We start from the raw sequence: 23,554 nt of genomic DNA, 5'->3' as shown, positions 1-23,554 counted from the left end.
GACGGCCGGTCAGCCCCGGACGCAGCGCGGACGCATGTCGGTCCACACCGTCTCGATGTGGTCGAGGCACTCGTCCTTGCTGCCGGACGGCCCGTCGGCCGTCCAGCCGTCCGGCAGCTCGCGGTCGGTGCGCCAGATCGAGTACTGCTCCTCGTCGTTGACCACGACGATGTACGGGGTCTCTGCGGTGGTGGTCACGGTCATCGCGCTACCTCTTCGGGTGTGAGGGTGGTCGGGGGGAAAGCGGGATCGGGCTCCGGTGCCGTCGAGAGCCCGCGGACGCGGACGGCGAAGACGGCGCTGATCGCGATGCAGGCGAGCGCGATCACGGCCAGGGTCGCGGCGCCGGACGTCGCTTCGAGGGCGATGCCGGCCACCAGGACGGACAGGGGTCTCAGGCTGAACGCGGCGACCTGCGCGGTCGTGGTCACCCGGCCGAGGAGCTCGTCCGGGGTGAGCCGCGCGCGCAGCGTGCTGTAGAGGATCGCGGAGAGCGACTCGCCGGCGCCCGCGAGCAGGACGACCCCCAGGGCGAGGGGCAGCGACCTGGTGCCGCTCAGGACGAGCAGCGCGACGCTCCCGAGGACCGTGCCGCCGCACAGGACGGCGACCGAGGCCTCCTTGATCCGTGAGGCGAGCACGGCGCCGCCGATCGCCCCGACGGCGTACACCGCGATGATCGACCCGAGCACGCCGGGCGACCAGCCGAGGTCCTCGCGGATGAAGTACGTCGCGCAGATGATGATCGGCGAGGTGAAGAACGTGACCGCCGCCCAGTAGAGCAGCGCCGCCCGCAGCAGCCGGTGCCCCGCGATGAACCGGAAGCCCTCCAGGACCTGCCGGCGCATCGGCGCGGGCTCGTGCTCCCGCGCGCTCTGCAGCGGGCGGCGGATCAGCATCAGGGTGGCCGCCGACACCGCGAAGGTGAGCGCGTCGACCGCCAGGGTGCCGGTCCCGCCGATGCCGGTGACCAGCAGGCCGGCGAGGGCCGGCCCGACGATGTAGCCGAGCGCGTTGCCGATCGAGAGCAGCGAGTTGGCCTCGCCGAGCCGCTCCCTGCCGACGAGCGAGGGCACACAGGACAGGCAGGCCGCCTCGAAGACGGCGTACAGCACACCGATCGGCACGGCGACCGCGTAGAGCACCGGCAGCACCGGCAGGCCGAGCACCGCGGCCAGCGGTACCGCGGCGACGAGGACCGCCCGCCCGACGTCCGACCAGAGCATCATCCGCCGCCGGTCGAAACGGTCGGCCCACGCGCCCGCGGGGACGCCGATGAGCATCATGGGCAGCGCCGTCAGCATGGCGATCAGGCCCATGTGCAGACCCGATCCCGTGAGGGCCAGGACCAGCAGCGGCAGGGCGGTCTTGCTCAGCGCGTCGCCGAGCGCGGAGGTGCCCTGGCCGCCCGCGAACAGCAGGAAGTCGCGGTCCCGCAGCAGGTTCCGGCCGCCGGGGGCGGCCGGGCCCACGGGGGCGGCGCTGCTCTCGCCGCCGGGGGCGGCCGTACTGCCGGGGGCGGCCGGGCTCGCCGAGGCCGCCGTGCTCGCAGGTGTGCTCACCGTCAGGCCCAGTCGTCCCAGTCCTTGGCGCCGGTCACATTGCGCAGACCGCCCTGGGACTTGAAGTACAGCTGGGCCAGGTAGCGCTCGGGGATGCAGGTCAGCCAGCCGAGCGCGTTGTCCTCGCCGACGATCTGGTGGCTGTACGAGATCGAGGTGTCCATGGCCTCGATGGCGTGCCAGTAGCCGCTGGGGACGTACAGCGTCTCGCCCGGGTTGAGGACGGTCTCCTCCACGACCACGTCCTTGAAGCGCGGGTGGCGCGTCAGGTCGGGCCGGCGGTAGTCGACCTGCGCCATGCCGAACTGGCGGCGGAACGGGCGCGGGTACAGCTTCGCGTGCTGGTCGGGGGAGACGAAGTAGCAGCGCTTCCGGCCGACGACCTGGCTCAGGTACGCCGCGGTCTGCATGCCGTCGCTGTGGAAGGGGGTGACGGTGCCCTTGCTGCCGACGAACATCACGGCCGCGACACGGGAGGAGACGGTCGCGCGCGGGGCGCCCTTGCCGCCACCGCGGTTGAGGAAGGTCTTGGCGAGGTAGAGCCCGAGCAGCCTGGCCGGGTTGACCGTGCCGGTCCGCCAGTCCGCCTTGAACCGGATGTCGGCCCAGTTCGGCGCCAGGTCGGGGAGGTCGTAGTCCTCCTCGAGGCCCGGGAAGTGCTCGACCATCCGGTGCACCGGGTAGGCCCGCAGGTAGAAGGCGCGGCCGGGGTCGGTGTTCTTCTCGATCTCGTCGAGCAGGGCCGCCAGCTTCATCCCGCGGAAGCCGCCGACGTTGCCGAGGATCAGCTCGTTGTCGAGCCGCTGGAGGTTGGCGTGGATGTCCAGGTCGCCGAAGTGCTCGCGGAAGTAGTCGAGGTTCCAGCGCTCCATGGCCGGCCAGGAGTCCATCAGGCCGGTGATGACGGCGGGCTTGCGCTTGTAGACGTACTCACGCGTGAACTCCTCGCGGGAGGGCGCGTGGATCCGGTCGATCGCGTCGGTCTTCACCGTGGCCTCGGGGAAGATCGTCCCGGCGACGGTCTCGTCCTTCTCGGTCGATTCGATGGTCATGGCGGGTCCTGTTCCTGTTCCTGGTCCTGTGGGACGGGGTGGGGGGATGGAGGGAGGCGCGGGGGCCCGGATCAGCGGGACAGCGCCGTGCGCAGGGCCTCGTGGATCAGCTCGCAGCCGTAGCGGAGGACCTCGGGCTCCATGGTCAGAGCGGGCAGCAGCTTGAGGACGGCCTTGTCGCGGCCGGTCGACTCGACGATCAGGCCGCGCTCGAAGCACCAGGCGACGACGGCGTCCGCGGCCTGCCGGCCGCCCGCGTGGGTGAGGTCGATGCCGATCGCGTGGCCCTCGCAGCGGACCTCGACGCCGGGCAGCGGGTGGCTCTCCCAGAAGGAGCGCAGCAGTTCGGCGCCGTCGCGGGCCTGGTCGAGGAAGGCCTGGTCGCGCCACAGGTCGAGGGCGCCGCAGGCGGCGACGAACGCCAGCTGGTTGCCGCGGAAGGTGCCCGGGTGGTCACCGGCCTGCCAGGAGTCGAGGCCCTCGCGGATCAGCAGGATCGACATCGGCAGGCCGAGGCCGCCGATCGACTTCGAGACGGTGATGAGGTCGGGGACGATCCCGGCCTGCTCGAAGGAGAAGAAGCCGCCGGTACGGCCGCAGCCGGCCTGGATCTCGTCGACGATCAGCACGATGCCGTACCGGTCGCAGAGGGCGCGGAGCCGCCGCAGGTCCGCGTCGGGGATGCGGTAGACGCCGCCCTCCATCTGGACGACCTCGAGGATCACGGCCGCCGGGACGTCGACCCCGGACAGGTCGTCGCCGAGGTACTGCTCCAGGAGGTCCATCGTCGGGAACGAGCCGCGCGGGCCGACCGGGAACGGCAGGTGGGTGACGTCGCCGAGGTGCGTCCCGGCCACCTTGCGCAGCGACAGGTCGGCGGTCGCGGCGAGGCTGCCGCGGCTGACGCCGTGGTAGGCGCCGGAGAACGCGATGACCTGGGTCCTGCCGGTGTGCTTGCGGGCCAGCTTGAGCGCCGCCTCGACGGCGTCGGTGCCGGTGCTGCCGCAGAACTGGACCCGGTGGTCGAGGCCGCGCGGCTCCAGGATCTCGCGGGCGAAGCGGTCGAGGAACTCGCGCTTGGCCGCCGTGTGGAAGTCGAGCGCGTGGAGCAGTCCGTCGCCCTCCAGGTGGGCGACGACCTTGCGCTTGATGTGCTCGTGGTTGTGGCCGTAGTTGAGGGCGCCCGCGCCGGAGAAGAAGTCGACGTACTCCGTGCCGTCCTCGGCGATCAGGGTGGTGCCGCGGGCCGAGGCGAGGAGCACGGGGAACGCGCGGCAGTAGGACCGGACGGCGGACTCCCGGGCCTCGAACACCTGGGTCTCGCCCACGCGGGGGGAGGCGGCCTCGAACACCTGCGGGGACGCGGTCTCGAACGCCTCGGTGGACGTCGTCAGATCTGCCAGGACCGTCATCGGGGGTCTCCAATCGGGAGGGGGGAGGTCGGGAGTACCTGGCCGACGGTGGCGGCAGGCGTACGGGCCACGGCGGCGAGCAGCGCGAGGTAGTCGTCGAGCAGCAGCCGTGCTTCGGCGTCGGTGACGCGGTCGCCGTAGTACGAGAGGGCGATGCGGGGTTCGGCGTCGTCGGTGACGTCCAGGCGGAGCGCGTACTCGGTCTGGTTGCGGGTGCCGTCGCTCTCGGCGCCCTGCCGCACGCTCGCGGACTGCTGGGCGCGGAGCGCCGAGGACACCGGGTAGTTGGCGACGACGACGACCGAGTCGAACAGCGGTCCTTCGCCCGCGCCCATCCGCTGGAGGGTGCCGGTGGGGACCGAGGTGTGCTCGGCGCCCTCGACGCGGGCCAGCTGGAAGCGGTCGAACAGCGCGGTCAGGGTCTCGTCCCTCGCGACCTCGACCCGGACCGGCAGGGCGGCGATGAACAGGCCGACCGCGCGTTCCAGGCCGTCGACCGCGCGGTCACGGCCCGCCGAGACCACGCCGACCGTGACGTCGGAGCGATCGAGGCGCGCGGCGGCGAGCAGGGCCCAGCCCGCGCAGGCCAGCGTCGAGAAGGTGTGCCCGTCGCCGGCGGCCCGTGCGCGCAGGGCCTCGGCGACGGCCGGATCCACCCGGCCGGCCACCCGGCTGAAGCGGGAGGGACCGAGCCGGCCCGGCTCGGCGGCGAGGCGGGACGGGAGCGCCCCGGCGAGCCGGTCCCGCCAGAAGGCACGGTCGGCCTCGGGGTCGGTGTCCCCGGCGGCGTCGAGCGCGGGGACCGGCGGGAGCCCGGCGTCACGGCCTTCGAGGGCGGCGAGGTAGAGCGCGAGGAGCTCGTCGAGGAGCACCAGGTTCGACCAGCCGTCGGCCAGGAGGTAGCTCTGGATCTGGCCGAGCCACCAGGTGGACGGGCCGCGCACCAGCCACACCCGCCACAGCGGCGGCTCGGACACGTCGAAGGGCGCCGCGCGTTCGGCTTCGAGCAGGGCGATCAGCTCGTCGGCGACCGCGTCCGGCGCGTGGTCGCTCCAGTCGAGGACCTCGACGACCGGGGCGAGCCGGTCGGCGACGACCGGGGTCCAGGCGCCTTCGCCGTCGCGCCGGAAGCCGGTGCGGAGGGAGGGGTGGCGGTCGGTGAGGTGCTGCCAGGCGTCCCGGAAGCGGTCGGGGTCGATCGGGAAGGGCAGCTCCGTCGTGGACTGCATCTGGTACAGGCCCGGCACCCAGGCGCTCTCCAGGACGTCGAGCATGTGGTGCTGTCCCGGCGTCACCGAGGGCTCGCCCGACCGGGTCCGGCCCGCCCCCGGGGCGAGGGCGTCGCCGGTCGCTGTGGACGGAGAGCCCTCGCCGTCGTCGACGGCCTTCGCGAGGGCCTCGATCGTCTGGTGGGCGAACACCATGCGCGGTGTCATCTCGATGCCCGCGCGGCGGGCGGCGCTCACCATGCGGATGACGGCGATGGAGTTGCCGCCGAGGGTGAAGAAGCCGAGGTCGACGGGGACGTCCTCGCGGCCGAGGGCCTCCCGCCACAGCGTCACCAGGGCGCGCTCGGTGGCGGTGCTCGCGGCGCGCCCGGTGAGGACGGCGGCCGCGGGCGCCGGCAGTTCGCGGCGGTTGACCTTGCCGTTGTGGGTCAGCGGGAAGGACTCCATACGGACGAAGGAGGCGGGCACCATGTGCTGGGGCAGCCGCGCCGACAGCCGCCGCTTGAGCTCGGCGTCGCCGGGGACCTCCCCGCCCGGGGGCGCCACCAGATAGGCCACCAGGGTCTTCGCGCCGTCGCGCGGGCCGTGCGCCGCGACCAGGCAGGAGCCGCCGCCGATGACCTCCCTGAGGGCGGCCTCGATCTCGCCGGTCTCCACCCGGTAGCCGTTGATCTTGATCTGGAAGTCGATGCGCCCGAGGAGTTCCAGGTCGCCGTCCGGCATCCAGCGGGCACGGTCGCCCGTGCGGTACATCCGGGCCCCGGGCACCGGGCTGAACGGGTCGGGCAGGAAGCGCTCGCCGGTCAGCCGGGCCCGGTTGTGGTAGCCCCAACCGACCCCGACGCCGCCGAGGTACAGCTCGCCGGCCACGCCCACGGGCAGCGGGGAGAGCGCCGCGTCGAGGACGTACGAGGTCTGGTTGGCCATCGGAGCGCCGTACGGGATGCTGCGCTGCTCCGGCAGGACCTCGCCGATCAGGTGGATCGTCGAGTCCATGGAGACCTCGGTGGCGCCGCCCATGCTGACCAGCTGCGCCGAGGGGATCAGCTGCGCGGCGCCCCGCTGCGGGAGCGCGAGCGGGATCCAGTCGCCGCCGAGCAGCACGAGCCGGATCGGCAGCCGGTCCCCGCCGCGTATCTCGCACTCCTCGACGAGGAGCCCGAACAGCGCCGGTACCGAGTGCCAGACGGTGACGGACTCGCGCTCGATCGTCTCGATCCAGCGGTGCGGGGAGCGCTCGTCCTCGGGTGCGGGGAACACCACGGTCGCACCGGCCATGAGCGTGCCGAAGACGTCGTACGCGCTCATGTCGAAGGCGAGCGCCGAGACGCCGAAGACCTTGTCGCCGGGGCCGACGAGGAAGCGCCGGTTGAAGTCGGTGAAGTTGTTGACGCGGCCCCGGTGGTCGAGCAGCACGCCCTTGGGCAGGCCGGTCGAGCCCGAGGTGTAGATCAGGTACAGCAGGTCGTCCGGGCGGACGTCGCGCTCGGGCCGGGTCGCGGGGAAGGACCCGGCGGAGGCGGGGTCGACGGCCGTGACGCCGTCGCCCGCGAGCCGCTCGTCGCGGGTGACGACCAGGCGGGCGCCGGAGTCGGCCAGCATCCACTGGAGTCGCTCGGCCGGGTAGCCGGGGTCGAGCGGGACGTAGCCCGCGCCCGTCTTGGCGATGGCGAGCTGGGCGACGACCAGGTCGATGCCACGCTCCAGGCAGACGCCGACGCGCTGGTGGCGGCCGCAGCCCCGGTCGAGCAGCAGCTGGGCGAGCCGGTTGGCGCGGGCGTCGAGTTCGGCGTAGCTGACGGCCTCGTCGCCGCAGGTGACGGCCGGGGCGTCCGGCTCCAGGTCGGCCCACTGCTCGAACAGGCCGTGCGCGGTGGCGTGGGCGGGGTACTCCTCGCCCGTACGGTTCCACTCGTCGACGACCAGCTCCCGCTCGGCCGGGGTGAGCAGCTCCGCGTTGTCGACATGGACCTCCGGGGTCTCGCACAGGCCGGTGAGCAGTCGGCGGTAGTGGCCGAGGAGGCGTTCGGCGGCGGCGGTGTCCAGCACCGACTCGTCGAACTCGAGCGACACCATGACCTCGTCGTCCGTCACCGCGCAGGACAGGTCGAGGGGGAACTTGGCGGTGCCGGAGTGCAGATGGGTGGGGGTCAGGGACAGGTCGCGCAGCCGCATCTCGTGGCCGGGACCGTTGTTGAAGACGAACATGGCCTCGAACAGCGGGCTCTCGGCCAGGGTGCGCCGCGGCGCGACCTTGTCGACGAGCACGTCGAAGGGGATCTGGTGGTCCCGCGCCCACAGCGACTCGCGGGTGATCCCGGCGAGCACGTCACCGAGGCTGCCGCCGCCGGCGGACAGGTCGGCGACCACGGGGACGGTGTTCGCGAAGTAGCCGACGAGGCGCTCGGTCTGCCGGTTCCGGTTGGCCATGACCGTGCCGATGGCGAACCGGGAGGTGCCCGTGTACCGGTTGAGCAGCACCGCGAACGCGGTCAGCATCACGTTGAACACGGTCGTACGGTGCGCCTCCGCGGTCCGCTGGAGCTCGCGGCCGAACTGCCCGTCCCACTGGCAGCGGATGCGCCGCCCGGTACGGGCCGTCCCGCGGTCGCCGTTCGGCGCGAGGCCCAGCGGCTGGGCCCAGGCCAGCTGCTCACGCCACTGCGCGACCAGCCATCCGAAGTCCTCGGGCTCCTGGGCCCGCTCGTGGGCCGCCGCGTCGGCGTAGTCGACGCCGAGCGTGGGCAGCCGGGGCGAGCGGCCCTCGCGGGCCGCGTCGTACAGCTCGGCGAGGTCCTCCAGGAGGACACCCACCGACCAGGCGTCGGTCGCGATGTGGTGCACGACGAGCGCGAGGAGGTGGTCGTCGGCGGCGATCCGGAACAGCCGTCCGTGCATCACGGGGCCGTCCGTCAGGTCGATCGGCCGGGCCGCCTCGCGCTGTGCGGCGGCCATCGCGGCCTCCTCGCCCGCGGTCTCCTCGACCGGCAGGGCCACGGGACCGGCCGGCAGGACCACCTGTTCGAGACCGCCGTCCGGCCGCTGCCGGTAGACGGTGCGCAGGACGGAGTGGCGGGCGGCGAGCCCGTCGAGCGCGGCCCGCAGCGCGGTGACGTCGAGCGCGCCGCGCAGCCGTACCCCGTAGGGGACGTTGTACAGCGGCCGGCCGTCCGCGAGGGACTCGGCGACCCACAGCTGCTCCTGGCCTCGGGAGAGCACGGCGGGCACGGCGGGGTCGCGGCGGCGGATGGTGCGCGCCGAGGCCCGCTGCCTGCCGCGGGCGAGCAGCAGCGAGGCCATCAGATCCCGCTTGGCCGCGGACAGACCCTCGAAGGTCTCCCGCTCGGTGGCGGCTTCCCTGATCATGCGTCCCTCTCCTCGCCGGCCGCGAGCAGCTCGCGCGCCTGGTCGTCGGTGACTCCGTCGAGCAGCACCTCGAGTTCGAGGAGCTCGGCCTCGCTCAGCCCGGCCAGCTGGAGTTCCCCCAGGGCCTGTGCGACACCGCGCACGGTGGGCCGCTCGAAGACCGCGCGCAGCGGCAGTTCGATGTCCGTCCGCGCGGCCAGTTCGGCCACCAGACGGGTGGCGAGCAGCGAGTGGCCGCCCAGGGTGAAGAAGTCGTCGAGCGCGCCGACGGCCGGGGTGCCGAGCAGCTCCTCGAACACGGAGGCCACGAGGCGTTCGGTCGGCCCCGACAGCTCCTCGAAGCGCCGGCGGACCCGCTCGACGGTCAGGTCGTCCCGCTGGAGCGCGGTCCTGTCGACCTTGCCGTTGGGGGTGCGCGGCAGCCGGTCGGCGAAGACGTAGCCGGTGGGGACCATGTAGCGCGGCAGGCGGGTGCCGAGCGCGGCGGCCAGGACGGCCGGGTCGCGTTCGGTGCCGGCCACGCAGGCCACCAGGGTCGGTTCGCCGTCGCAGTCGCGCAGGACGACCGCCGCCTCCCGTACGGCCGGGAGCTCGCACAGCGCCGTCTCGACCTCGCCCGCCTCGATGCGGAAGCCGCGGATCTTCAGCTGGTCGTCGAGCCGTCCGAGGAACTCGAGACGGCCGTCTCCGTGCAGCCGCACCCGGTCGCCGGTGCGGTAGAGCCGGGCGCCGGGGTCCGTGGCGTACGGGTCGGGCACGAAGCGTTCCGCGGTGGCCCTCGGGTCACCGAGGTAGCCGCGGCCGACGACCGGGCCGCCGATGGCGAGCTCGCCCGGCACGCCGAACGGCACCCGCCGCCCTCCCGCGTCGAGGACGTGGGAGGTCACACCGGCGACGGGACGGCCGAGCGGCACCGCCCGGTCGGTCGGCGGCGGGGTCGTGAGCACCGCGAGGTGGGTGTCGTCCGAGCACTCGGCGGGGCCGTAGGCGTTGACCATCGGGATCCCGGGGAAGCGGCGCAGCCAGTCCGCCGCGAGGTCCGGCGGCAGGGCCTCGCCGGTGGCGATCAGGAAGCGCAGGCTCGCCAGATCACCGTCCCCCGCGTGGTCGAGCAGCGCCCTGATCATGCCGGGCACCAGCTGGAGCACGCTGATCCCGCGCTCCCGGACGAGGGCGATCAGCGCCTCGGCGTCCCGGCTGGTGGCGTCGTCGCTGACGACGGTGGTGGCGCCGCGCATGACGGCGACGAGCATCTGCCAGACCGAGATGTCGAACGACTGGGAGGCGGTCTGGGCGACGACGTCGCCCGAGGAGAGCTCCAGGTCGTGGGCCATCAGCTCCAGGTGGTTGAGCAGTCCTGCCTGTTCGATCTCCACGCCCTTGGGCTCACCGGTCGTACCGGAGGTGAAGATGACGTAGGCGCGCCGGGCGGGGTGCGGTCCGCGCGGGTCGAGCGGACGGTCCGAGACGGAGTCGTCGAGGACGAGGTGGGTTCCCCCGGCCTCGCCGAGCAGGGCGGCGACACGGGCCGACCGTTCGTCGTCGGTGACCGCGACGACCTCGCCGAGCCGGTCGAGGACGGAGGCGATCCGCCGGTCCGGTACGGCGGGGCTGACCGGCACGTAGGTGGCGCCGGCCGCGTCGCAGGCGAGGGCGGCGGCGATATGGAGGGCCGAGCGGTCCGCGCACACCACCACGGCCGGTTCGGGTCCTGAGGCCGCCGACGTGAGCCGTTCGGCGAGTGCCGCGACCCGGTCGCGCAGTTCGCGGTACGTCCAGACGGCGCCGCCCTCGACGACGGCGGGGGCGTCCGGGGTGTGCCGCGCCCAGTGTTCGAGGGCCTCGGTCGTGGTCATCGGCGTGAAGGCCGGCGGTCCCGCGCTGAGGGCGTCCTGGGCCGCGGCCTCCGCCTCGGGGCGGAGTTCGAGTTCGGCCACGGTCCGCGCCGGGCCGGCGGCGATGCTGCCGAGCAGGGCCTCGAAGTGGTCGAGGAGCGTCTGCCCGGTCTCCTCGTCGAAGAGGTCGGCGTTGAGCTCCAGGGTGGCGTGCAGGCCGTCCTTCTCCTCGGCCAGGTCGAGGCTGAGGTCGAACTTGGCGGTGCCGTTCGGGGCGTGGAGCCGCTCAAGCCTGAGGTCGCCGAGGTCGATCTCCGAGTAGGGCGCGTTGTGCAGGGTGAACATGACCTGGAACAGCGGGCTGGTGCTCAGGTCCCGGCTCGGCTGGAGGGCGTCCACCACGCGGTCGAAGGGGACGTCCTGGTTGGCGTAGGCGGCCAGGGTGGTGGCCCGGACGCGTTCGAGGAGCTCGGTGAACGTCTCCTCGGAGGAGAGGGTGTTGCGGAAGACGATCGTGTTCACGAAGAACCCGACGACGTCCTCGATCTCGACCGAGCGGGTGCCGACCGGGGTGGCGACGGCGATGTCGGCGGCGCCGCTGTAGCGGTGCAGCTGGCAGTTGAACGCCGCGAGCAGCGTCATGAACAGGGTCGCGTTGTGCTCGCGGCCCACCTGCCGTACCCCGCCGACCAGTTCGGCGTCGAGCACCCGGCGGACCGTCAGGCCCCGGTTGGTCATCGCCGCGGGCCTCGGCCGCTGCGCCGGGAACTCCAGGACCGGCGCCGGCTTCGCCAGCGTCTCGCACCAGAAGTCGAGCTGCGCCCGGTGGTCGCCGCCCTCGACGCGGTCGCGCTGCCAGCTCGACCAGTCGGCGTACTGCACCTCGAGGTCCGGCAGCGGGGAGGCCGTGCCCTGGCGGCGGGCCTGGTAGAGGGCCGCGAAGTCGCGGACCACGATCTGCAGGCCCCAGCCGTCGGCGACGACGTGGTGCACGGTGAGGACGAAGACGTGGTCCTCGGCGGAGAGCCGGATCAGGGTGGCCTGCTCCAGCGGCGCCTCGGCCAGGTCGAAGCGGTGTCGCGCGGCCTCGTCGACGAGCTCGGGCCAGCGCCGCTCGGCCGTCTCCGCCGGCTCGTCGCTCAGGTCGACGAGCGTGAGCGGCATGGTGACCTCACCGGCCGGCTCGACGATCTGGCTCACCCGGCCGCCGTCCATGACGAGCCGGGTGCGCAGCACCTCGTGCCGGGCGACCAGCTCGTCCAGGGTGGCGGCGAGGGCGTCGGTGTCGAGCGGGCCGCGCATGCGGACGACCGTGGGGCTGTTGTACGCGCCGGTGTCGCCCTCCAGCTGGTCGAGGAACCAGAGGCGTTCCTGGCCGTAGGAGGCGGGCAGCGGGCCGGTGCGGGGCAGGGCGACGACGGGCGCGGTGGTGCTCACGCCGCCGGCGACGCCGTCGATGTGCGCGGCGAGGTCCCGTACGGTCTGCTTCTCGAAGAGCGTGCGCAGCGCGATCTCGCAGCCGAACACCCGGCGGATCCGCGACACGACCTGGGTGGCCATGAGGGAGTGCCCGCCGAGGTTGAAGAAGTTGTCCTCGGGGCCCACCCTGGGCGCGCCGAGCACGTCCTGCCACAGGCCGGCCACCAGTTCCTCGGTGGGCGTCAGAGGCGTACGCGGTCCGTCCTCGTGGGAGCCGCTCGCCGAGGAGGGCTCCGGCAGTGCCGCGCGGTCGATCTTGCGGTTCGGGGTCAGCGGGAAGGCGTCGAGGGCGACGACGAACGCCGGGACCATGTAGTCGGGGAGCTGCCCGCGGACGAAGGCCTTCACCTCGTTGCCCGCGGCCCTGGTGCCGGGCCGCGACACCACGTACGCGACGAGCGCGTTCTCGCCGCTCGCGTCCGTACGTGCCATGACCAGGGCGTCCTGGACGTCCGGCGCGGCGCAGATCACGTGCTGCACCTCATCGGTCTCGACGCGGTAGCCACGGATCTTGACCTGGTTGTCGGCGCGGCCGAGCGGGGTGACGGAGCCGTCGGGCAGATGGCGGCCGAGGTCACCGGTGCGGTACATGCGGTCGCCGTCGGAGTCGCCGAACGGGTTGCGCACGAACTTGGCGGCGGTGAGCTTCTCGTCGTGGGCGTAGCCCAGCGAGATGTGCGGGGAGCGGATGACGATCTCCCCCGGCTCGCCGACACCGGCCTGCCGGCCCGCCTCGTCGAGGACGAGGAGCTGGACGTCCTTCATGCCGCGCCCGAGGGGGTACGTGACCCCCGGGTCGGTGTCGGCGACACCGTCGGCCGCGGGCACCACGTGGTAGCCGACCGCGCGCTGCGTCTCGGTCGAGCCGTACAGGTTGACGCAGGTCGCCGAGCCCGCCATCCGGGTGATGGCCCGTACGTCACGGCTGGTCAGCGTGTCTCCGAGGAAGAACACCCGCTCCAGGAGCGGCAGCGTTCCCGGAGCCACCGACAGCTGGTCGAAGAGCCGCGCCATCGGGGGCGTCATGTGGCTGACCGACACCTGCGCGGTGCGGAACCACTGCGCGAGCCGGCCCGGGGTCTCCACGTCGAGGCGGTCGGGCACACAGATCATGGCGCCCGTGACCAGCGGCGTGAACACCTCGCGGTGCAGCGGGTCGTGGCTGATGCCGGAGAGCAGGCTGTAGCGGTCGGTCTCGCGCAGCCCGAACGTCTCCACCATCCACGGCACGAAGTGGGTCAGGGACCCGTGCCCGCCCCGGATGCCCTTCGGCTTCCCGGTGGAACCCGAGGTGAACGCGATGTACGCGCAGTCCCCAGGACCCACCTCGACCGCGGCGGCCGGCTCCGCGCCCCGCGGCACCAGGTGCCGGGCGTCCGCGAGCCTCGACGGCAGCTCGAAGCGGCAGCGGAGCGACGCCTCCTGGAGCGCGGTGTCCACCGCGAGCGGCACGGCCCCCGCGCCCTCCAGCTGGAGGAAGGCGCTCGGGCGGGCCACCGCGAGACAGTCGGCGATGCGGTCCGCCGGATAGCTCGGGTCGAGGATGGCGAACGAGGCGCCGGCCCGCAGCACGGACAGGATCGCCCAGACGAGGGAGGCACTGCGCTCGCCGTAGATGGCGACCACATCGCCCTTGGCGACGCCCTGCTGGTTCAGGAGCCCCGACATGGCGGCCGTCGCCCAGGCCAGGTCGCCGTAGGTGAGCTCCTGGCCCGGCTCGCTGATCGCGATCCGCCCCGGCTCACGGGCGGCCCACCGCTCGAACTGCTCGACCACCGACCCGTACCAGGTCGTGTCGAGCGGCGCGGCCGGGTCGGGGAGCACCCGGCGGGCCAGCGGCGTGTCGAGCCGCAGCGAGTCGATCGGGCTTCCGCTGTCCGCGACCGTCTGCTCGATGACCCTGATCCACTGGGCGAGCAGCTCGTCCACCGTCGCCTCGTCGAAGCGGTCGGCGGCGTACATCAGGTCCAGCGAGAGACCGTCCCGCGCGGGGTCGACGTAGAAGGTCAGGTCGAACTTGGCGCCCAGGTCGGGGACGGCGAAGGTGTCGACCGTGAGCCCCGGGAGCTCGGCCTGGTGCGGCGGGATGTTCAGCAGGTTCAGATACACCTGGAACAGCGGTGTGGTGCTCAGGTCCCGCTCGGGGGCGAGCTTTCCGACCAGGGTCTCGAACGGCACGTCCTGGTGCTCGTACGCGTCGAGCGTGGTCGTCCTGACCCGGTCGAGGAGCTCGGCGAAGGTCGGGTCGCCCGACAGGTCGGCCCGCAGCACGAGCGAGTTGATGAAGAAGCCGATGAGGTCCTCCACCTCGCGGTGCCTGCGGCCCGCGATGGGCACGCCGATCGCGAAGTCCCGCTGGCCCGCGAGGCGCCCGAGGGTGAGCTGGAGGGTCGCCGCGAGCACCATGAACAGCGTCGCCCCGGACTCGGCGGCGAGCCGCTCCATCGCCTCGCGCAGCTCCGGCGTGACGGTCGCCCGCACCCGGTGGCCCCGGGAGGCCGCGGGCTCGGAGGCGCCGCGCGAGACCGGCAGGGTGAGCGCGGGCAGCGCGTCGAGCTGCTCGCACCAGTACGCCACGGAGGCGTCGAGGCCGCCGGAGTCGAGCTGATGGCGCTGCCAGCGGGAGAACTGCTCGTAGGTGACCTTCAGCGGGGGCAGCGGGGCGGCCGGCTCGTGGCCGGTCTCCTCGGCGTAGAAGTGGGTGAGGTCCCGCTTGAGGATCTCCATCGACCAGCCGTCGCCGACGATGTGGTGCAGCGTCAGGACGAGGACCGCGTCGTCGTCGCCGAGCCGGAGCAGCCGGACCCGAAGCAGCGGGCCGGTCGCCAGGTCCATCGGCTCCGCCGCCTCGCGCGCCACCAGGGCGAGCGCCTCGGAGACCCGCTCCTCGGCGGTCACGCCGGTCAGCACGGTGCTCGACAGGATGACGTCGGCGTGCTCCCGGACGGTCTGCGTCAGCGCGCCCTCGTGGTGGGCGACCGCCGTGCGCAGCGTGGTGTGCCGGTCCACGAGACGGGTGACGGCCCGCTGGAGGGCGGCCTCGTCGAGCTCGCCGGTGAGCCGGATCGCGCCGGCCAGGTGGTAGCGGCCCGTGGAGGTGCTGCGGCCGGAGCCGTTCTCGATCTCCTCCAGGAGCCACAGCCGCTCCTGCATCACCGACAGCGGCGCGTCGGCGCCGCCGGTGGCGTGGGACGCGATCCCGCCGGAGGTGTCCCGGGCGGCCGCCGCCTCGCACAGCGCGGCGTAGTCGCGGAGGACCGGCGCCTCGAACAGGGCCCGCAGCGGGACCTCGCGGCCCAGCTCCTCGCTCACCTGCGAGGTGATCACGGTCGCGAGCAGGGAGTGGCCGCCGACGGTGAAGAAGTCGTCGCCCGCGCCGACCACGTCGACGCCGAGGACCTGCGCCCAGACCCGGGCGACGGTCCGCTCGGTCTCCGTCTCCGGTTCGGCGAAGTCGGTGTGCGCGAAGTCGGCGCGGCGCGGCCGGCCGAGGCGGTTCGGGTCGATCTTGCCGCCGGGCAGCCGCGGCAGCTCGCCTCGGACCACGAACGCGGCCGGGACCATGTGCGGCGGCAGCCCGTCCGCGCACAGCCTCGCGAGCGTCCTCGGGGTCAGCTCCGGGTCACCGGACTCGACATGGGCCACGAGGACCCCGTCGACGCCCCGCACCACGGCCTGGGTCACACCGTCGAGGGCCAGCAGCACCGACTCGATCTCGGCCGGCTCGATCCGGTAGCCGCGCAGCTTGATCTGGCTGTCGCGACGGCCGCGGTAGTCCAGGGTCCCGTCGGCGCGCAGCCGGACGAGGTCGCCCGTGCGGTACATCCGGGCGCCGGGGACGGCGGAGAACGGGTCGGGCAGGAAGTGGGCGGCGGTCAGCCCCGGCCGGCCGTGGTAGCCGACGGCCAGGCCCGCGCCGCCGACGTACAGCTCGCCGACCGCACCGGCGACCACCGGCCGCAGCTCGGCGTCCAGGACGTACGCCGTCCCGCCCGGCAGCACCGCGCCGAGCGAGGCGGGGCGTCCCGGCTCGCAGGCGGCGGCCGTGATGACGACGGTGCACTCGGTGGGGCCGTACGCGTTGACGAAGCGGCGGCCCGGCTGCCACTGCTCGACGAGCTCGGCGCGGCAGGCCTCACCGCCCGACACCAGGGTCGTCAGCAGCGGCAGTTCCCGTACGGGCAGGGACGCGATGACCGACGGAGGCAGCAGGCACACGGTGATCGCGCGCTCGGCGAGGACGTCGGCGAGGGCGTCGCCGACCAGGGCGTGGTCACGGCTCGCGACGACCAGGGTGCCGCCCGCGGCGAGCGTGGAGAAGATCTCCCAGACGGAGGCGTCGAAGCTCAGGCTCGCGAACTGGAGCATGCGCGAGCCGGCGTCGATCCCGAAGACCCGCGCCTGCGTGGCCGTGAGGTTGGCGAGCGAGCGGTGGGAGACGAGCACGCCCTTGGGGCGGCCGGTGGAGCCGGAGGTGTAGAGGAGGTACGCGGGGGCGTCGGGGTGCGGCTGCGGGAGTACGAAGGTCTCGGCAGGCGTTTCGGCCGGCGTTTCGGCGGGCGTCTCGCGCAGTGCCTCCTCCACGAGGTCGCGGGTCACCAGGCCGCGCGCCCCCGAGTCGGCCAGCATGAACTCCTTGCGCTCCGCCGGGTAGGCGGGGTCGACCGGCAGGTACGCCGCTCCGCAGCGCTGCGCCGCGAGGACGGCGACGACCGCCTCGACGGACGGCTCGACCGCCACGGCGACGACGTCCCCGGGACGTACGGCGAACGTCCGGGCGATCACCCGGGCGACCCGGTCCACCCGGGTGCGCAGCTCGCCGTAGGTCAGCGCGCTGTCGGCGCCCTCCAGGGCGAGGGCGTCCGGGCGGTTCTCGGCCACCCGCTCGAACTGCGCCCAGAAGGTGTCGGGACGCTGCCCGTCCTCCGCCTCGGCCGGCCAGCGGTCCAGGGCCGACGACGCCGAGGGGGTCTCGACGCGCTCGTCGGGCCGCCGGGCCAGCGCGCGGGCCGTCTCGCCGAACAGCCGGGCGACGAGCCGCGCGGTCTCCGGCCGGAACAGGTCCGCGTTGAACTCCAGCCAGCCCGTCAGCGGGCCGCCGTCGTCGGTGATCTCGAAGGTCAGGTCGGTCTTGGCGGTACCGGTGTACAGCGGCGCCGTCTCGACCCGCAGACCGGGTAGGGCCGGCGAGGGCAGCGCGCCGCTGCGGACGTCGAGGATCGCCTGGAAGAGCGGGCTGCGGCTCGGATCGCGGTCCTGGCCGCTCGCCTCCACGATCGCGGAGAACGGGACCCAGTGGTACGGCATCGCCTCAAGGGCGGTGGCCCGGACACGGTCGACGAGGTCGCGGCCCGTGGCACCGGCCGGCGCCTCGAAGCAGAGCGGGACGGTGTTCACGAAGAAGCCGACGACGTCGTCGTACGCGCCGTCCCCGGTGCGGTTGGCGTCGGGCACGCCGAGGACCACCCGGTCCTGGCCGGTCAGCCGGGAGAGCGCCGAGGACACGCACGCGGCGAGCGTCATGAAGACCGTGGCCCGCTGGTCACGGGCGAGCGCGCGCAGCAGGTCGGAGTCGGCCTGGCTCAGCGTCAGCGGCACGCGCTCGCCGTCGAAGGTCTGCACCGCCGGCCGGGGCCGGTCGAGGGGCAGGTCGAGGGCGAGCGGAGCGCCACCGAGGTGCCCGGTCCAGAACTCCAGGCCGCGCCGGCCCTCCGCCGACTCCAGGCGGGCGCTCTCGTCGGACGCCCAGCGGGCGTACTCGTGGACGACGGCGGGCGGTTCGCCGACACCGGAGCCGTCACCGGAGCCGTCACGGGAGCCGTCACCGGAGCCCGCGCCGTGCGCGTACAGCCCGGCCAGCTCACCGGCGATGATCTCCATGGAGCGGCCGTCGGAGACGATGTGGTGGAAGGCGAGGAGCAGGGCGTGCTCGTCGGGCCCGAACGCGACAAGGGCGGCGCGCATCAGCGGCGGCCGTTCGAGCGCGAAGAGCTGCCGGGCGTGAGCGGCCGCGAGTCCGGCCAGTTCCGCCTCGCGCCGCGCGGGGGTGACCGAGCTCCGGTCGATGACCTCGAAGGGGCAGGTGAGGCCGGTGTGCACGAAGGGCACGGGCCTGCCGCCCTCGTCCGTGAAGCCGGTGCGCAGCGCGGGGTGCCGCTCGACGATCGCGTCGAGCGCGCCGCGCAGGACGGCCTGGTCGAGCTCCCCGTACAGCCGCAGGACACCCGGCACGACGTAGGCGCGGGAGCCCGGGGCGAACTTCTCCAGGAACCACAGGCGGCGCTGACCGAGCGACAGGGCCGGCCCGGCCTCGGTCGGCACGGTGGCCGCCTCGGCGGCGGCCGGTTCGGCGGCGACGAGCTCGGCGATCCGCGCGGCCTCGGCGTCCGCCGGTTCCGTGCCGACGAGTTCGGCGATCCGCGCCGCCTGGGCGCGTACGGTCACCGACTCGAAGAACATCCGCAGCGGCGGCTGGACGCCGAACTCCCTGCGCACCCGGGTGTTGAGGTCCGCCGCGCGCAGCGAGTGCCCGCCGAGCGCGAAGAAGTCCTCGTCGGGACCGACCCCGGCGACTTCGAGGACCTCGCACCAGATCGCCGCGAGCCTGCTCTCCAGGGGCGTCATGCCGGCCGCCCCGGCCGAGCGGGACGCGTCGAGGGCGAGCTCGCGCAGCGCGTGCGCGTCCACCTTGCCGTTCGAGGTGAGCGGGATCCGGTCGAGGACGAGCAGCCGGCTCGGGACCATGTAGCTGGGCAGCTCACGGTGGAGCCAGTCGCGCAGTCCCTCGACGCCGACGCCTTCGCCGGTGACGGCGGCGATCAGCTCCGTCTCGCCCGTGCCCCGGGAGGCGACCACGGCCGCCTCGGCGACCTCGGGGTGGCGCCGAAGGGCCACGTCGACCTCGCCGAGCTCGATGCGGTAGCCGCGTACCTTCACCTGCTGGTCGGCGCGGCCGACGTAGCGCAGCTCGCCGTCGGCGGACCGGCGCACCAGGTCCCCGGTGGCGTACAGACGCCGGCCCGGCACGGTCGCGAACGGGTCGGGGACGAACCGCTCGGCGGTCTTGCGGGGCGCCGACGCGTAGCCGCGTCCGACACCGGCGCCGCCGATGTACGCCTCCCCGACGACGCCGTCGGCGACGGGCCGCAGTCCGGCGTCGAGGACGTGGATCACCGCGTCCGTCATGTCGGCGCCGATGGACACGTCACGGGCGCGGGAGACCTGGCCCGACTCGGGGCCGAGGTGGGCGACGGTCGAGCACACCGTGGTCTCGGTCGTGCCCCAGCGGTTGTACAGCTCGACGTGGCCGCGGTCGGCCGCGAACCACTGCGCGAGCTTGTCGGGGTGCGCGGCCTCACCGCCGATGAGGATCGAGCGGAGCGCCGGCGGCACCCGCACACCCGTCTCCAGGGCGGTGACGAGGACGTGGAAGAAGGCCGTGGGGATGTCGACGAGGGTGAGCCGCTGCTCCTCGCACCAGGCCCAGAACCGCTCCGGCGAGCCCAGCACCGACTCGTCGCGCAGCACGAGCGCCGCGCCCCGGGTCCAGGCGGAGAAGATCTCCTCCAGGCAGGGGTCGAAGGTGAGCGGCGCGAACTGCAGCACCCGGTCGCCCTCCTCGACGTCGAAGGCGTCGAGGAAGGACAGCAGATAGCTCAGGAGCGACCGGTGCTCGATCTGCACGCCCTTGGGGCGGCCGGTCGAGCCCGAGGTGAAGATGACGTACGCCAGGTTGTCGCCGGATACGGCGAGCGCGGGCCGGTCATCGGGAAGGCCGGCGCCGGACTCCTCGTCGACGCGGGTCGCGGTGCCGAGGGAGCCCGCGAGCTCCGCGGTGGCGGCGTGGCAGAGGATCCGGGCGCAGCGCGCGTCGCCGACCATGTCGGCGAGACGGGGCTGCGGCAGCGTCGGGTCAAGGGGGACGAACGCGGCCCCGGACTTCATCACCGCGAGCATCGCGACGATCAGCTCGGGGGAGCGCTCCAGGCAGAGTCCCACGGTGTCCTCGGTGCCGAGGCCGTCCTGCCGGAGACGGTGCGCGAGCCGGTTCGCCGCGCTCTCCACCTGGGCGTACGTCAGCTCAAGGGCGCCGGCCGTGAGGGCGACCGCGCCGGGGGTGCGGTCGGCGGTCGCCTCGAACAGCTCGTGCGCGGAGGTGACGCCGGGCAGGGTGCGGGCGGGGACGTCGGCGCGGGCGAGGGACTCGGTCGCGCCGACGAGCCGCAGCGCGGAGACCGGGGCGTCACGGTGGACGACGATCTGCCGGAGCAGTTCGAGGAACTGCTGTCCCAGCTGTCCGGCGAGGGCCTCGTCGAAGCGGTCCGCCCGGACCAGCATGTGGGCGAGGAGACCGCCGTCGGCCGGAACGGCGTGCAGGGTGATGTCGAACTGGGTGGCGAGCTCGCCCGCCGGGAACGGCTCGATCGTCAGGTCGCCGAGGACCGCGCTGTCGCGGCCGGCGCCGAAGAGCACCGAGGTGACGTCGTCGGCGATCGCGTTGTGCGGCCGCTCGAAGACGACGGCCGTGTTGATCGCGGCCGAGGTGTTGCCCTGGGCGCGGAGCAGTTCGACGAGCCGGCTGACCGGGAAGTGCTGGTGGCCGAGCGACTGCCGCAGCTGCTGCCCGGTGCTGCGGATCAGCTCCGTGACGCTCGCGTGGGCGGCGGGCTCGGCGCGTACGGGAAGGGTGTTGGCGAAGTAGCCCAGGGTGTTGCGGAAACGTGCCTGCGGACGGCCTGCCGTGGTGGCGCCGACGACGAAGTCACGGGCGCCGCTGTGCGCCGCGACGAGGACCTCGAAGGCCGCCATCAGGACCGAGAACACCGTCGTGCCGCTGTCACCCGCGAGCCGCTCCAGGTCGGCGAGCAGCTCGGCGTCCACCGTCACCCGGTGGCTCGCGATGCCCTTCTCCGGCTGCGGACGCTCCCGTACCGGAAGCGTCGGCGCCTGGACGTCGCCGGACAGCAGGTCGAGCCAGTACCGCTCGTCGGCCTGCCACTGCGGAGAGCGCTCGTAGTCCTGCTGCCAGCGGACGAACTCCTCGTAGCCGACGGCCGCCGGAAGGTCCGGCGCGCGCCCGCGCAGCAGATCGCCGTAGACCGTGGTCAGCTCGTCGAGAAGGGTCACCACCGACCAGAAGTCCGTGATGGCGTGGTGCTGCGCCAGGACCAGGACCGGGGCGCCGCAGCCGGTGAACAGCTTCGCGCGGGCGACGTCCCCGCCCTCGATGTCGAAGGGCGCGAGGGCGCAGGCGTCGACCCGGTCCCGGAGCACCGGCTCCGCCTCGCCCGTCAGGTCGACGACGTCGAGCTCGAACGGGACACCCGGGTCGATCAGCTGCGCGCGCCGGCCGCCGTCGACGTCGAAGCGGGAGGTCAGGACGGGGTGGCGGGCGCCGAGGTGACGGACGGCCGCGGACAGCGCCCCGGTGTCGACGGGCTCGTGCAGCCGGACCGCGACCGAGACGTTCTGCCGGCAGTCCGGGCCTTCCAGGTCCCGCATGAACAGCAGCGACCGCTGACCGGCGGAGAGCGGTACGGCGCCGCCGCGCGGCCCGGACTCCTGCCGTACGGGCGCCTCGGGGGCGGTGCGTACCGCCTCCTCGACGGCCGTGGCCACCTCGCGCAGGCTCGTCGGCTGGAGCAGCAGGCCCGGGTCGGTGACGACACCGAGCCGCTCCTCGATCCGGAAGGCGAGGTCGACGGCGGCGAGGGAGTCGAGGTCGAGCTCGGCGACCATGGTGGCGGGCGCGTCGCCCTCTCCCCGGCCGAACAGGCTCAGGGCGCGCTCGATCGCGTCGACGCGCTCCTCGTGGGAGAGGGCGAGCAGGTCGGGGCGCGAGGGGAGCGTGAGCTGCCGCCGCTCGCCGCGGGCCGGGGCGGACGCGGAGCGGCGGTACAGCTCGCCCTCGACCTGACCCGCGGTGTACGCCGTCCGGCCGGCCAGGCGCTGGATCTTGCCGCTGGACGTCTTCGCCAGGCTGCGGGCGCCGAGCAGGACCACGTCGAACAGGACGATGCCGTGCTCGTGCTGAACGGCCGCGGCCATCGCGTCGGCGATCCGGGGGAGTTCCTCGTCGGGCGTGCCGACGGCGACCTCGTGCAGGACCACGCACTCCTCGCCGTCCCCGGTCTCCACCGAGAACGCCGCGCCACAGCCGGGGCGGGCCCACGAGGACGCCGCGACGGCCGTCTCCTCCAGGTCGTGGGCGTAGAGGTTGCGGCCGCGTACGACCATCATCTCCTTGAGGCGGCCGGTGACATGGATCTGGCCGTCCAGGACGAACCCGAGGTCGCCGGTGCGCAGATACGGCTTCGGGTCGTCGCCGAGCAGGGCGCCGAAGGACGCCTCGGTCGCGGCCTCGTCCTCCCAGTAGCCGGAGGCGACGGACGTGCCGCGCACCCACAGCTCGCCCACCGTGCCGGGGGCGGCGCGCTCGCCGGACTCCGGGTCGACGACGGCCAGTTCATGTCCGGCCGCCACCAGGCCCGAGGAGACCAGGAGGTCGCCGTCCGCACGCGTTTCGGCACGTCCCTGCTCCAGGGCCGCGCGGTCGAGACGGGTGGTGTGGGCGCCGTTGCCGCGGCCGCTGCCCGCCACGAACAGGGTCGCCTCGGCGAGGCCGTAGCAGGGCAGCAGCGCGGACCTGTCGAAACCGCTGGGGGCGAACGCCTCGGCGAAACGCTCCAGGGTGCGGTGGCGCACCGGCTCGGCGCCGCAGAAGGCGACCCGCCAGGACGACAGGTCGAGGGCCTCCCGCTCGGCGGGGGTGCTCTTGTTGACACAGAGGTCGAAGGCGAAGTTCGGGCCGCCGCTGACGGTCGCGCCGCGCGTGGCGATGGCCTCCAGCCAGCGCATGGGCCGGCGCATGAACTCGAGGGGCGACATCAGGACGTTGGACAGGCCGGACAGCATCGGCTGCAGCACACCGCCCAGCAGACCCATGTCGTGGTAGAAGGGCAGCCACGAGGCGACGACGTCGCCCTCGCCGAGGCCGAAGCCGTCGGCGATCGCGGCGCCGTTCGACAGCAGGTTCCCGTGGGTCACCACGACACCGCGGGGGGTGCCGGTCGAGCCGGAGGTGTACTGGAGCAGGGCGACCGAGCCGGGCGTCAGGTCCGGGCGGCGCCAGTCGTCGGCGCCCTCCAGCATCGCGTCCTCGGTCACCACCCAGGGCAGCCGGGCCACCTCGGGCGCCTGCTGCTCGAACAGTTCACGGGTGAAGGCCTGGACGAGGCTGTCCGAGAGGACGATCTCGGCACGGGAGCTCTCCACCACCGCGCGCAGCCGGGGCAGCGTACGGGCGATCCGCATCGGGTCCGGCGGGTAGACGGGGACGGCGACCATGCCGGCGTACAGCGTGGCCACGAATCCCACGACGAAGAGCTCACCGGGTGGATACAGCAGCATGACCCGCGCGCCCGGTTTCGCCCGCTCGAGGAGCGAGACGGCTATCGCCCGCGCACGCCTGTCGATCTCGATCATGCTGAGTTCGGTGTCGACGCCGCCGGCGTCGGCGAGGAAGGCGTAGCTGAGACCGGCGCCGCGCTCGGAGACATTGCGGCGGATGACATCGACGACAGAATTGTTTGCGTACATAGACCGTTCTCGCATCGGCTG

Annotated in this window: 6 protein-coding genes; all 6 read right to left on the bottom strand. The window is 73.6% G+C overall.

Features of this window, described 5'->3' with window-relative positions; genetic code table 11:
- Positions 1-9: 9 nt before the first annotated feature.
- The 6 genes from ACZ4VK_RS23035 to ACZ4VK_RS23010 all read right to left on the bottom strand — a co-directional run bounded on the left by ACZ4VK_RS23035 (position 10) and on the right by ACZ4VK_RS23010 (position 23,533).
- The gene (locus tag ACZ4VK_RS23035; protein ID WP_468354902.1) at positions 10-204 is read right to left on the bottom strand and encodes an MbtH family protein; all 195 of its coding nucleotides are present in this window, start codon (positions 202-204) and stop codon (positions 10-12) included.
- Positions 201-1,562 carry an MFS transporter gene (locus ACZ4VK_RS23030; protein WP_468354899.1) on the bottom strand — a complete coding sequence of 454 codons (1,362 nt, stop codon included), beginning with the start codon at positions 1,560-1,562 and terminating at the stop codon, positions 201-203. The genes ACZ4VK_RS23035 and ACZ4VK_RS23030 overlap by 4 nt, the downstream gene beginning before the upstream one ends.
- Before the next feature lie 2 nt (positions 1,563-1,564).
- Positions 1,565-2,614 (bottom strand): cupin-like domain-containing protein, encoded by a 1,050-nt coding sequence (locus ACZ4VK_RS23025; RefSeq protein ID WP_468354896.1) that lies wholly within the window; start codon positions 2,612-2,614, stop codon positions 1,565-1,567.
- A gap of 71 nt (positions 2,615-2,685) precedes the next feature.
- Complete coding sequence (locus tag ACZ4VK_RS23020) at positions 2,686-4,026, bottom strand: diaminobutyrate--2-oxoglutarate transaminase (RefSeq protein ID WP_468354893.1); 1,341 nt, start codon at positions 4,024-4,026, stop codon at positions 2,686-2,688.
- Positions 4,023-8,621, bottom strand: coding sequence for a non-ribosomal peptide synthetase (locus ACZ4VK_RS23015; RefSeq protein ID WP_468354890.1), 4,599 nt, complete (start codon positions 8,619-8,621; stop codon positions 4,023-4,025). The genes ACZ4VK_RS23020 and ACZ4VK_RS23015 overlap by 4 nt, the downstream gene beginning before the upstream one ends.
- On the bottom strand, positions 8,618-23,533 hold the full coding sequence (locus ACZ4VK_RS23010; RefSeq protein WP_468354887.1) for an amino acid adenylation domain-containing protein: 14,916 nt from the start codon (positions 23,531-23,533) through the stop codon (positions 8,618-8,620). Before ACZ4VK_RS23010 ends, ACZ4VK_RS23015 begins: the two co-directional genes overlap by 4 nt.
- Between the last annotated feature and the right edge of the window lie 21 nt (positions 23,534-23,554).

This window comes from Streptomyces sp. NPDC028711 (assembly GCF_055565415.1).
Note: the sequence above shows the minus strand (reverse complement) of the source record. Positions and strands in the feature narration are given on the sequence as shown.

Coding starts and splice junctions, on each gene's coding strand:
- ACZ4VK_RS23035 (WP_468354902.1), bottom strand. CDS start 204: ATGACCGTGACCACCACCGCAGAGACCCCGTACATCGTCGTGGTCAAC.
- ACZ4VK_RS23025 (WP_468354896.1), bottom strand. CDS start 2,614: ATGACCATCGAATCGACCGAGAAGGACGAGACCGTCGCCGGGACGATC.
- ACZ4VK_RS23020 (WP_468354893.1), bottom strand. CDS start 4,026: ATGACGGTCCTGGCAGATCTGACGACGTCCACCGAGGCGTTCGAGACC.
- ACZ4VK_RS23015 (WP_468354890.1), bottom strand. CDS start 8,621: ATGATCAGGGAAGCCGCCACCGAGCGGGAGACCTTCGAGGGTCTGTCC.
- ACZ4VK_RS23010 (WP_468354887.1), bottom strand. CDS start 23,533: ATGTACGCAAACAATTCTGTCGTCGATGTCATCCGCCGCAATGTCTCC.